The organism is Streptomyces sp. NBC_01283 (assembly GCF_041435335.1).
GTDB lineage: Bacteria > Actinomycetota > Actinomycetes > Streptomycetales > Streptomycetaceae > Streptomyces.
Window position 1 is genome coordinate 3,193,639 of record NZ_CP108430.1, and the last position, 11,795, is coordinate 3,205,433.

Below are 11,795 nucleotides of genomic sequence, written 5' to 3' on the forward strand. Positions count from 1 at the left end.
ACCCGGCGGCTTCGCCGGGTGTTGGGTCAAATTCTAGTGGGCGTATCGGGAGGGGCGGGACTCGCCCACCCCTCCCGGGAGAATCGGGGTCAGGAGACGCCGAGCTCCTTGGCCTTCGCCTTCAGGTCCTCGATGCCACCGCACATGAAGAACGCCTGCTCGGGGAAGTGGTCGTACTCACCGTCGATGATCGAGTTGAACGCGGCGATCGACTCGTCGAGCGGCACGTCCGAACCGTCCAGGCCGGTGAACTGCTTGGCGGCGTGGGTGTTCTGCGACAGGAAGCGCTCGACGCGACGGGCGCGCTGAACGACCAGCTTGTCCTCTTCGCTGAGCTCGTCGATGCCGAGGATCGCGATGATGTCCTGGAGGTCCTTGTACTTCTGCAGGATTCCCTTGACGCGCATGGCGGCGTCGTAGTGGTCCTGCGCGATGTAGCGCGGGTCCAGGATGCGGGACGTCGAGTCCAGCGGGTCGACCGCCGGGTAGATGCCCTTCTCCGAGATCGGACGCGACAGCACGGTCGTCGCGTCGAGGTGCGCGAAGGTCGTGGCCGGGGCCGGGTCGGTGAGGTCGTCCGCGGGGACGTAGATCGCCTGCATCGAGGTGATCGAGTGACCACGCGTCGAGGTGATGCGCTCCTGGAGGAGGCCCATCTCGTCGGCCAGGTTCGGCTGGTAGCCCACCGCGGACGGCATGCGGCCGAGCAGGGTCGAGACCTCGGAACCGGCCTGCGTGAAGCGGAAGATGTTGTCGATGAAGAACAGCACGTCCTGCTTCTGCACATCGCGGAAGTACTCCGCCATGGTCAGACCGGCCAGGGCGACGCGCAGACGCGTGCCCGGCGGCTCATCCATCTGGCCGAAGACCAGGGCGGTCTTGTCCAGAACGCCCGACTCTTCCATCTCGTCGATGAGGTCGTTGCCCTCACGCGTGCGCTCGCCGACGCCGGCGAACACGGAAACGCCCTCGTGCAGCTTGGCCACACGCATGATCATTTCCTGGATGAGGACGGTCTTGCCGACGCCCGCTCCACCGAACAGACCGATCTTTCCACCCTTGACGTACGGGGTGAGAAGGTCGACGACCTTCAGGCCGGTCTCGAACATCTCGGTCTTGGACTCGAGCTGGTCGAAGGCCGGGGCCTTGCGGTGGATCGGCCAGCGCTCGGTGACCTGAGCCTCCGCCTCCGGCTCGTTCAGGATCGCGCCGAGGGTGTTGAACACCTTGCCCTTGGTGATGTCACCGACGGGGACGGTGATGCCCTCGCCCGTGTCGGTCACCGCGGCCTGGCGGACCAGACCGTCGGTGGGCTGCATCGAGATGGCGCGGATGATGCCGTCGCCGAGGTGCTGGGCAACCTCGAGCGTCAGCGTCTTCTTCTCGCCGTCCTTGGCCGGGTCGGCCACCTCGACGTGAAGGGCGTTGTAGATCTCCGGCATCGCGTCGACGGGGAACTCCACGTCGACGACCGGGCCGATCACCCGGGCGACGCGGCCCGTGGCAACGGCCGTATCAACAGTGGTCGTCATTACTTGTCACTCCCCGCGGAAGCGTCGGCCAGGGCACTGGAGCCACCGACGATCTCGCTGATTTCCTGGGTGATTTCGGCCTGGCGGGCCGCGTTGGCAGAACGGGTGAGAGCGTTGATCAGGTCACCCGCGTTGTCGGTCGCCGACTTCATCGCGCGGCGCGTGGCGGCGTGCTTGGAAGCAGCCGACTGGAGCAGCGCGTTGTAGATACGGCTCTCGACGTAGCGCGGCAGCAGGGCGTCGAGGACGTCCTCCGCCGACGGCTCGAAGTCGTACAGCGGACGGGCCTCGTCACTCTGGCCCGCCTCCTCCGCGACCTTGTCGAGGCTGAGCGGGAGCAACCGGTCACCGGTTGCTTCCTGCGTCATCATCGAGATGAACTCGGTGTAGACGATGTGGAGTTCATCCACGCCGCCGTCGGCCGTGTCCGTCTCGATGGCTTCGATCAGGGGTGCGGCGATCGCCTTGGCGTCCGCGTAGGAAGGGGCATCGGTGAAGCCCGTCCACTGCCCGGCGATCTTCCGCTCACGGAAGTTGTAGTGCGCGATGCCACGGCGGCCGACGATGTACGTGTCGACCTCCTTGCCCTCGCGCCGCAACTTCTCCGTGAGCTTCTCCGCACCCTTGATGGCGTTGGAGTTGAAGGCACCGGCCAGACCGCGGTCGCTCGAGAGGAGCAGAACAGCGGCCCGGGTCGGCGCCTCGGCCTCGGTGGTCAGCGGGTGCTTGTTGTTGGCACCCGTGGCCACCGCGGTGACCGCGCGCGTGAGCTCGGTCGCGTACGGAGTGGAGGCGGTCACCTTGCGCTGTGCCTTGACGACACGCGAGGCGGCGATCATCTCCATCGCCTTGGTGATCTTCTTGGTCGCTGTGACGGATTTGATGCGACGCTTGTAGACCCGGAGCTGGGCTCCCATGAGTCAGGTCCCTTCCGTCGTCACTTGGACGCGTCGACGGCAGCCGGAGCGTCCTCGCCGAGCAGCTTGCCGTCCGAGGTCTCGAACTGCTTCTTGAACTCGGCGACGGCGTCGGCGATGGCCGTGATCGTGTCGTCGGTCATCTTGCCGCCCTCCTTGATGGAGGTCATCAGGCCCTGCTCCTTGCGGTGCAGGTAGTCGAGCAGCTCGCGCTCGAAACGCCGGATGTCGTTGACCGGTACCTCGTCCATGCGGCCCGTGGTGCCGGCCCAGATGGAGATGACCTGGTCCTCGGTGGCCATCGGCTGGTACTGAGCCTGCTTGAGCAGCTCGACCATCCGCTGACCGCGCTCGAGGGAGGCCTTCGAGGCGGCGTCCAGGTCGGAACCGAAGGCGGCGAACGCCTCCAGCTCGCGGTACTGGGCGAGGTCCACGCGGAGGCGGCCGGACACCTGGCGGATCGCCTTGTGCTGGGCGGAGCCACCGACACGGGAGACCGAGATACCGACGTTCAGGGCCGGACGCTGGCCGGCGTTGAACAGGTCGGACTCCAGGAAGCACTGGCCGTCGGTGATGGAGATGACGTTGGTCGGAATGAACGCCGACACGTCGTTCGCCTTGGTCTCGACGATCGGGAGACCCGTCATCGAGCCCTTGCCCATCTCGTCCGACAGCTTCGCGCAGCGCTCGAGCAGACGCGAGTGCAGGTAGAAGACGTCACCCGGGTAGGCCTCGCGCCCCGGCGGGCGGCGGAGCAGCAGGGACACGGCGCGGTAGGCGTCGGCCTGCTTCGAGAGGTCGTCGAAGATGATGAGGACGTGCTTGCCCTCGTACATCCACTGCTGGCCGATGGCCGAACCGGTGTAGGGCGCCAGGTACTTGAAGCCCGCCGGGTCGGACGCCGGGGCGGCGACGATGGTCGTGTACTCAAGCGCGCCGGCCTCTTCGAGGGCACCGCGCACGGAGGCGATGGTGGAGCCCTTCTGACCGACGGCGACGTAGATGCAGCGCACCTGCTTGTTCACGTCGCCCGAGCGCCAGTTGTCGCGCTGGTTGATGATCGTGTCGACGGCCAGGGCGGTCTTGCCCGTCTGGCGGTCGCCGATGATCAGCTGACGCTGGCCACGGCCGATCGGGGTCATGGCGTCGACTGCCTTGTAGCCGGTCTCCATCGGCTCGTGGACCGACTTGCGGTCCATGACCGTGGGGGCCTGCAGCTCGAGGGCGCGGCGTCCGGACGTCTCGATCTCGCCGAGGCCGTCGATCGGGGCGCCGAGCGGGTCGACGACGCGGCCGAGGTAGCCCTCGCCCACCGCGACGGACAGGACCTCGCCGGTACGGGTGACCGGCTGGCCCTCTTCGATGCCGCTGAACTCGCCGAGTACGACGGCGCCGATCTCGCGCTCCTCAAGGTTGAGGGCGAGACCGAGGGTGCCGTCCTCGAACTTCAGCAGCTCGTTGGCCATGGCCGAGGGGAGGCCCTCGACCTTCGCGATGCCGTCACCGGCAACGGTGACCGAACCGACCTCCTCGCGCGAGGCCGCGTCCGGCTTGTACGCCTGGACAAAGTTCTCCAGTGCGTCCCGGATCTCCTCCGGCCGGATCGTGAGCTCCGCCATCTGGGTTCCCTGCTCTCCTTGTTGGGCCCGAAGTTTCACTTTGGGGGTCTGGGGACTCCCCCCAAGTAAGGGTGAATCCTCTGCACGGCCCAACTAGGGCCGTCATTCCTACGTTTTGAGTTACTGCTAGCGCGCCATGCGGCGGTGCGCGTCCTCGAGGCGGTCCGCGATGCTGCCGTTGATGATCTCGTCGCCGACCTGCACCGTGATCCCGCCGAGGACCTCGGGGTCCACGTCGAGGTTCAGGTGCATCTGTCGGCCGTAGACCTTCGCGAGGGCGGCACCGAGGCGCTGCTTCTGCCGGTCCGAAAGCGGAACGGCGGAAGTGACGACGGCGACCATCCGGTCCCGGCGGTCCGCGGCCAGCTTGGAGAGGGACTCGAGTCCCGCTTCCAGGCTACGTCCACGGGGCGCGGTCACGAGGCGCTCGACGAGCCGCTCCGTGACCTCGTTGGCCCGGCCGCCGAGCAGGCTGCGCAGCAGCTCGCTCTTGGCCGCACCCGTGGCGGCGCGGTCGGTCAGCGCGGACCGGAGGCCGGTGTTCGAGCCGACGATCCGGCCGAACCGGAACAGCTCGTCCTCGACGTCGTCCAGCGCGCCGGACTTCTGCGCGCCGGTCAGGTCGGCGAGGTTGGTGAGCTCCTCGAGGGCGTCCACCAGGTCACGCGACTGCGACCAGCGCGAGCGGACCATGCCGGCCACCAGGTCGGCACTCTCGCCGCTCACCTGCCCGCCGAGCAGCCGCCCGGCGAGCTCCGCCTTGGCCTCACCGGACTGCGACGGGTCGGTCAGGACCCGGCGCAGGGAGACCTCACGGCTGAACAGCGCGGTGACCGAGGCCAGCTCGTCAGCGAGCCGCTTCGCGTCCACCGAGGTGTTGTCCGTCAGCGCGTCGAGACGCTCGCGCGCGGCCGCGAGGGCCTCGCGGCTGGCTCCGTGCGCTGTCATCGAGCCGCCTCGGCCTTCTCCTCGAGCTCGTCGAGGAAACGGTCGATGGTGCGGCTCTGCCGTGCGGAGTCCTCGAGGGACTCACCGACGAGCTTGCCGGCCAGGTCGGTGGCCAGCTGGCCCACGTCCTGACGCAGCGACTGCGCGGCGGCCTTGCGGTCGGCAGCGAGCTGCGCGTGACCCGCGGCGACGATCTCCTCGCGCTGCCGCTGGCCTTCGGCACGCATCTCAGCGATGAGCTGGGCGCCCTGCTCCTGCGCCTCCTGGCGCAGACGCGCGGCCTCGTGCCGTGCCTCGGCGAGCTGAGCCTTGTACTGCTCAAGCACGCTCTGGGCCTCGGTCTGAGCGGCCTCGGCCTTCTCAATACCGCCTTCGATCGCCTCCCGGCGCTCTTCCAGAACCTTGTTGATGTTCGGGAGGAGCTTCTTCCAGAAGAAGAAGAAGACGATGGCGAAGGCGATGGCGCCGACGAGCAGCTCAGGACCCGGCGGGACGAGCGGGTTCTGCTCTTCCTCGGCCGCCAGCTGAACCAGGTTGGCGATCACATCAATGCCTTTCGTCGAAAAGTGTCAGTAAGCAGTGACTACTTACCGAACACGAACGGCATAACGATGCCGATGAGGGCGAGCGCCTCACAGAAGGCGAAGCCGAGGATCTGGTTCGAGCGGATCAGGCCGGCAGCTTCGGGCTGACGGGCCAGGGCCTCGGTGCCCTTACCGAAGACGATGCCAACACCGATGCCGGGGCCGATCGCAGCGAGGCCGTAACCGATGGAGCCGGTGGAACCGTGGAGGCCTTCGGCGGCGAGGGTCTGGAGAGCGGACATGCCGGTTCTTCCTTCTCTTTCAAGGACCGGTGGGGGTTGGCCACCGGGCGATCTGGGGGTTAGGGGGTCAGGGAGCTCAGTGATGCTCGGCGACAGCGCCCTGGATGTACGAGCAGGCGAGGAGCACGAAGACGTACGCCTGGACGGCCTGCACGAAAAGCTCGAAGAGGATCATGACCATCGTCATGACGAACGAGACGCCCGCAGCCGGGATCATGACGCTGTTCAGCAGGTACCAGGAGGCGACGGTGAACATCACCAGCATCAGGTGACCCGCGAACATGTTGGCGAAGAGTCGCACCGCGTGCGTGAAGGGACGCACGAGCAGGTTCGAGAAGAGCTCGATGAACGAGACGAGCCACTTGATCGGACCGAGCGAGTTGTCGTAGCCGGTGATGTTCTTCCAGCCGCCGACAAAGCCGTGGCGCTTGAACGTCAGGGGCACCCAGATCAGATATACGACGAGTGCCAGCACGGCCGGGTACGCGATGACCGACGAGACCGGGAACTGGGTCAGCGGGATCACGGACCAGATATTCATGATCCAGATGAAGAAGAACATCGAGACCATCAGGGGGACGTACTTCTCGCCCTCCTTCTTGCCCATCGTCTCGTAGACGATGCCGCGGCGTACGAAGTCGTAGCCGGCCTCGGCTGCCATCTGCAGCTTGCCCGGGACGACCTTCGCCTTGCCGAAGGCGGCGTAGAAGAAGCTGACGACGACGAGCGTGGTCAGAAGGGCGAGCAGCATGACCTTGTTGAACTCGAACCCGCCGACTTCGAACATCGGCTTGAAGAGGAACGAGTGCAGGCCCGGAGCCGGGAAGCCGCATCCGTCGGACATGATCCGACAGCTCCAGTCAAAGGCGAGCTCAGTTTGGTCAGCACTCACCGCGGGCTCCTTCGGCGTGACGCATAGGTACGGCAACCTCGTTGTCGTGTCGGCGCGGCGCGCAGCCGCGGTTCGGCACCAGACTGGTGTTTCGGATGTGGGCGCGGCGTTCAGGCATCGAGCCTCGCGATCGTGCAGGCGTCAGCTCGGATGCCCGCGCCAGCAGTGCCGCAGTTGGCACCGGACGATAGCAGCATCTCGAACGCGCATTTATCCCGGCCCTACCCATCACGTCGAAGACCCCGACTTCTCCGGCTTGTCCTTCTGCTCGGAGTCGGGTTCGACGTAGAGGATCTTGGCTTTCATGTGCGCGCGGGCCTGCGTGGCCATCCAGACGACGGTCGCCAGCACAAGCCCGACGGCGAATGCCTTCGGGTTGAACAGGGTGGTGTCCTTGAACAGGCCCACGAAGATGAGAAGCAGCAGGAGTTGGGCGACGTAGAGCAGCAGGCCCATCATCTGGAACAGATGAGGGAGCGCCTTCGCCGTGCGCTGCAGCACGAACATCCCGACGCCCATGAAAGCGATGACCACCAGGGTGCCGACGACAGCACCGATAGCCCCCTTGCCACCCGCGACCACACCACTGACCACTGCGGCGATCGCGCCGACGGCAGCGGTGGGTACGGCGGACTGAAGAAGGGTTCGGGTGTCTTGAGACGGCATGGCGGCGCTCCGCTTACTGAAGGGGGCAGGGTGTCGTCATGGACGAGCGTAGTCCGGGGTCGAGAGTGTCCCTCGGGCCAATGGACCGTCGCACTACGGTCCTTCGGCTCTATCCCCTGGTTTCGTGAACGGTATCACAAACTATTTGATGAGGTCTTTACCTGCTAGGTGTGCTCGCTGTCACACATGAGAGTGAACCTGCGCGTCTGTGCACGCAGCGCGGCAACTTGTCTGGTATTGGGAGAGTTTGACGGTGGCCGTCAGCTCGACGAGCCGGCCTTGCGCCGATCCTCGAAGCGCGAGCGGGTGCCAACGGCCGTCGCCCCGTTGACGCCTGACCCGACCGGAGGACGGTCGTCAGCTTCCGCGTCCGCCTCATCCGTCACGGCGGCCCCGTCGCTCGCGGACTCCTCCGCGGCGGCCTGCTTGCGCCGCCGGTAGCGCGGCGGCACGAAGGACTCCGCCCAGCGCGGGATGTGCGGCCGGAACCGCGGCAGCATGAGCAGCACCAGACCCACCGCGCTCAGGGCGACGATGGCGAACAGGATCCACATGCTCGCGGAGTGCACCGAGTAGGCGACCGTGCCGAAGCCGATCAGCGCCGACCAGAAGTACATGATCAGCACCGCGCGGCTGTGGGAGTGGCCGATCTCCAGGAGGCGGTGGTGGAGGTGGCCGCGGTCGGCGGCGAACGGCGACTTGCCGTTCCACGTACGCCGGACGATCGCGAGGACCAGGTCGGCGAACGGGATGGCGATGATCGTCAGCGGCATCAGGAGCGGGATGAAGACCGGGAGCATCGCGTGGGTGGCATCGCGGCTGCCCCCGAAGTTCAGGCTCAGGGCGTCGCCGTCGATCTGTCCCGTGGCGGAGATCGCACCCGCCGCGAGGACCAGGCCGATCAGCATCGAGCCCGAGTCCCCCATGAAGATCCGGGCGGGATGGATGTTGTGCGGCAGGAAGCCCAGGCACATGCCCATCAGGATCGCGGCGAAGAGCGTGGCGGGGGCCGCCGCCTCGATGCCGTAGCCGTACCAGATGCGGTAGGCGTAGAGGAAGAACGCCGTCGCCGCGATGCACACCATGCCCGCGGCGAGGCCGTCGAGGCCGTCCACGAAGTTCACCGCGTTGATGGTGATCACGACGAGCGCGACCGTCAGGAGCGTGCCCTGGCCCTGGTCCAGGAGGACCATGCCGTAGCCGGGAACCGGGATCCACAGGATCGTCAGGCCCTGGAGGACCATGACACCGGCGGCGATCATCTGGCCGCCCAGCTTGATCAGGGCGTCGATCTCGAACTTGTCGTCCAGGACGCCGATGATCCAGATCAGGGCGGCGCCGGAGAGCAGCGCGCGGGGTTCGTTGGACCGCTCGAAGACGTCGTTCAGGTTCGGCAGGTGGTCGGCGACAAGGAGACCGGCGCACAGCCCGAAGAACATCGCGATACCGCCGAGCCGGGGCGTGGGCTCCCGGTGTACGTCGCGGGCGCGGATCTCCGGCATGGCGCCGGCCACGATCGCGAACTTCCGCACCGGGCCGGTCAGCAAGTAAGTCACCGCGGCCGTGATGCAGAGCGTAAGGAGGTATTCACGCACGGGCTTCCCCACAGGTATCGCTGGCCATCTCAGCCCCACACCCTAGCTCTGCGTGCATATGGTTGGGGACTTCCGGGTAGCGACGATGGTTGCACGAGTACGCGCCTTCCCCTGACGCACCTACCCCGACCTAGGCCGTATACGGCGGAAATCTGCCCACCAGTTCACGCACTTCCTCTCGTACTTTCGAGTTGTCCGCCTCCTTGGACTCGTCGCGCACCGCGTCGGCGAAGAGGCCTGCGATGCGCACCATCTCCGCGTCGCCCATGCCCTGTGTGCTGACGGCCGCGGTGCCGAGGCGCAGTCCCCGCCCGTCGGCGTAGGGCAGGGCGCAGGTGTCGAGGACGATTCCGCGGGCGGCGAGTCTGCCGCGGGCGGTGTGCGCGTCGATGCCGAGGGGCGTGGGGTCGGCCAGGATCAGGTGCGTGTCGGTGCCGCCGGTGGTGATCGCGCAGCCCGCGGCGCCGAGGGCCTGGGCGAGGATGCGGGCGTTGGCGACGACCCGGTGGGCGTAGGCCGTGAAGGCCGGGGTTTCCGCCTCGCCGAACGCGACGGCCTTGGCGGCGATCGTGTGCATCTGCGCGCCGCCCTGCGTGAAGGGGAACACGGCCCGGTCGATGCGGGAGGCGAGCTCGGACCCGCACAGGATCAGGCCGCCGCGCGGGCCGCGGAGCACCTTGTGGGTCGTGGCGCACACGACGTCGGCGTACGGCACGGGGCTGGGGGCCGCTCCCCCGGCGATCAGGCCCATCGGGTGGGCGGCGTCCGCGATGAGGTACGCGCCCACGTCGTCGGCGATGTCGCGGAAGGCCGCGTAGTCGATGTGCCGGGGGTAGGCGATGGAGCCGCAGACGATCGCCTTCGGCCGGTGCGCGCGGGCCAGGGCACGGACCTCGTCGTAGTCGATGAGGCCGGTCTCCGGGTCGACGCCGTAGCCGACGAAGTCGAACCAGCGCCCCGAGAAGTTCGCGGGCGAACCGTGCGTGAGGTGCCCTCCGTAGGGCAGGCCCATGGCCAGGACGGTGTCGCCGGGGCGCAGCAGCGCGGCGTACGCGGCGAGGACGGCGGAGGAACCGGAGTGCGGCTGCACGTTCGCGTGCTCGGCGCCGAAGAGTGCCTTGGCACGGTCGATGGCGATGCGCTCGGCGACGTCCACCAGCTCGCAGCCGCCGTGGTGGCGGGCTCCGGGATAGCCCTCGGCGTACTTGTTGGCCAGGGGCGATCCCAGCGCGGCGAGCACGGCCGGCGAGGTGAAGTTCTCCGCGGCGATGAGCTGCAGGCCGGACGCCTGCCGGTCCTGCTCGGCGAGGAGGATCTCCGCCATCTGGGGGTCCGCACGGCGGAGCGCGCCGAAGTCAGCGGGCGCCGTCGGGGCGGCGGTGGGTGCGGTGCTGACCGGCATCTTGGGCTCCGGGCCTCGCGAGGGGTGAGGGTCCCTCCAATGTAGGCCTGCCACACGGTGCACGCGCGGTGTCAGCTCGCCTTTCGAAGAGAAAGGTTTAAGCCTTGGCCCGCACGCCCGTCAGCGCCGTCACGACAGGGTCGAGCGCCTCATGGATCTCGTCGCCCACCGAGCGGAAGAACGGCAGCGGCGCACCGTAGGGGTCGTACACCTCGTCCGCCTCCGCCGTGGGCGCCAGGAGCCAGCCCCGCAGCGCCGCGGCGGCCCTCACCAGGGCCCTGGCGCGCTCGATCACGCCGCCCTCGGGATCAGGCAGCGTCGCCGGGTCTATGGCCCGTACGAGACGCGTGAACTCCTTGAGCGTGAACGTGCGCAGCCCGGCCGAGTGCCCCATCGAGATGACCTGCGCCCGGTGGTCCCGGGTCGCCGTCAGGACGAGGTCGGCGCGGATGACGTGCTCGTCGAGGAGCTCGCGTCCTTTGAAGCCGGACGCGTCCGCGCCGAAGTCCGCGAGCACCGCCTCGGCATTGGTCTCCATGGGGGCGCCTTCGTGCCCCCACGTGCCCGCGCTCTCCACGATCAGACCGCCGGTGAAGGGATCACCCAGGCGGTCGGCCAGGGCATGCCTGGTGAGCCGCTCAGTGATCGGCGAGCGGCATACGTTGCCGGTGCTGACGTGGAGGATGCGGAACGAGTCGGGATAAGCCGCTATGCCACGCCCCGTCTCAGGGGCTGTCAATTCGCCACCTCGAGGTCGGGTACCACCTTGCGGAGCTCCTCCGCGTCGAGGGCACCCGCGCGCAGCAGGACCGGCACCTTCCCGGTGACGTCCACGATCGACGACGGGACGATGCCCGGCGTCGGACCGCCGTCGAGGTACACGGAGACGGAGTCGCCGAGCATCTCCTGCGCGGCGTCGCAGTCCTCGGGGGCCGGGTGGCCCGTGAGGTTCGCCGAGGAGACGGCCATGGGGCCGACCTCGGTGAGCAGTTCGATGGCGACGGGGTGCAGCGGCATCCGGATCGCGACGGTCCCACGGGTGTCCCCGAGGTCCCACTGGAGCGACGGCTGCTGCTTGGCGACCAGGGTCAGCGCACCGGGCCAGAAGGCGTCGACGAGCTCCCAGGCCGACTCGGAGAAGTCGGTGACCAGGCCGTGCAGCGTGTTCGGGGAGCCGATGAGGACAGGCGTGGGCATGTTGCGGCCACGGCCCTTGGCGTCGAGCAGGTCGGCGCACGCCTCCGGCGAGAAGGCGTCGGCACCGATCCCGTAGACGGTGTCGGTGGGCAGCACGACCAGCTCGCCACGACGGACGGCCGACGCGGCCTCGCGCAGACCGGTCGTACGGTCGGTCGCGTCGTTGGTGTCGTATCGCCGTGCCATTTAGCTGGCCTCCTC

At 67.9% G+C, this 11,795-nt stretch carries 12 protein-coding genes; all 12 read right to left on the reverse strand.

Annotation, left to right across the window (positions count from 1 at the left end; genetic code table 11):
• Nucleotides 1-89 precede the first annotated feature (89 nt).
• The gene (atpD, locus tag OG302_RS14280) at nt 90-1,532 is read right to left on the reverse strand and encodes a F0F1 ATP synthase subunit beta (protein WP_371527142.1); all 1,443 of its coding nucleotides are present in this window, start codon (nt 1,530-1,532) and stop codon (nt 90-92) included.
• Nucleotides 1,532-2,449, reverse strand: a complete 918-nt coding sequence (locus OG302_RS14285) for a F0F1 ATP synthase subunit gamma (protein WP_371527143.1) — start codon at nt 2,447-2,449, stop codon at nt 1,532-1,534. Before OG302_RS14285 ends, atpD begins: the two co-directional genes overlap by 1 nt.
• Before the next feature lie 20 nt (nt 2,450-2,469).
• Nucleotides 2,470-4,068, reverse strand: coding sequence for a F0F1 ATP synthase subunit alpha (gene atpA, locus OG302_RS14290; RefSeq protein WP_361833621.1), 1,599 nt, complete (start codon nt 4,066-4,068; stop codon nt 2,470-2,472).
• A gap of 126 nt (nt 4,069-4,194) precedes the next feature.
• Nucleotides 4,195-5,016, reverse strand: coding sequence for a F0F1 ATP synthase subunit delta (locus OG302_RS14295; protein ID WP_371527144.1), 822 nt, complete (start codon nt 5,014-5,016; stop codon nt 4,195-4,197).
• On the reverse strand, nt 5,013-5,561 hold the full coding sequence (locus OG302_RS14300) for a F0F1 ATP synthase subunit B (protein ID WP_371527145.1): 549 nt from the start codon (nt 5,559-5,561) through the stop codon (nt 5,013-5,015). Before OG302_RS14300 ends, OG302_RS14295 begins: the two co-directional genes overlap by 4 nt.
• Nucleotides 5,562-5,599: 38 nt before the next feature.
• Entirely contained in the window at nt 5,600-5,842 is a 243-nt protein-coding gene (gene atpE, locus OG302_RS14305; protein WP_361833615.1) for an ATP synthase F0 subunit C, read from the reverse strand.
• A 76-nt stretch (nt 5,843-5,918) separates the two neighbouring features.
• Nucleotides 5,919-6,686: a F0F1 ATP synthase subunit A gene (gene atpB / locus OG302_RS14310; protein WP_361833613.1), complete on the reverse strand. Its 768-nt coding sequence runs from the start codon at nt 6,684-6,686 to the stop codon at nt 5,919-5,921.
• Between the two features lie 276 nt (nt 6,687-6,962).
• Nucleotides 6,963-7,400, reverse strand: coding sequence for a hypothetical protein (locus OG302_RS14315; RefSeq protein ID WP_361833611.1), 438 nt, complete (start codon nt 7,398-7,400; stop codon nt 6,963-6,965).
• 260 nt (nt 7,401-7,660) lie between these two features.
• Nucleotides 7,661-8,995 (reverse strand): MraY family glycosyltransferase, encoded by a 1,335-nt coding sequence (locus tag OG302_RS14320; RefSeq protein WP_371527146.1) that lies wholly within the window; start codon nt 8,993-8,995, stop codon nt 7,661-7,663.
• A gap of 130 nt (nt 8,996-9,125) precedes the next feature.
• The gene (gene glyA, locus OG302_RS14325) at nt 9,126-10,397 is read right to left on the reverse strand and encodes a serine hydroxymethyltransferase (RefSeq protein ID WP_371527147.1); all 1,272 of its coding nucleotides are present in this window, start codon (nt 10,395-10,397) and stop codon (nt 9,126-9,128) included.
• A 97-nt stretch (nt 10,398-10,494) separates the two neighbouring features.
• Nucleotides 10,495-11,136 (reverse strand): protein-tyrosine-phosphatase, encoded by a 642-nt coding sequence (locus OG302_RS14330; RefSeq protein WP_361833607.1) that lies wholly within the window; start codon nt 11,134-11,136, stop codon nt 10,495-10,497.
• Nucleotides 11,133-11,780 (reverse strand): L-threonylcarbamoyladenylate synthase, encoded by a 648-nt coding sequence (locus OG302_RS14335; RefSeq protein WP_361833605.1) that lies wholly within the window; start codon nt 11,778-11,780, stop codon nt 11,133-11,135. Before OG302_RS14335 ends, OG302_RS14330 begins: the two co-directional genes overlap by 4 nt.
• Between the last annotated feature and the right edge of the window lie 15 nt (nt 11,781-11,795).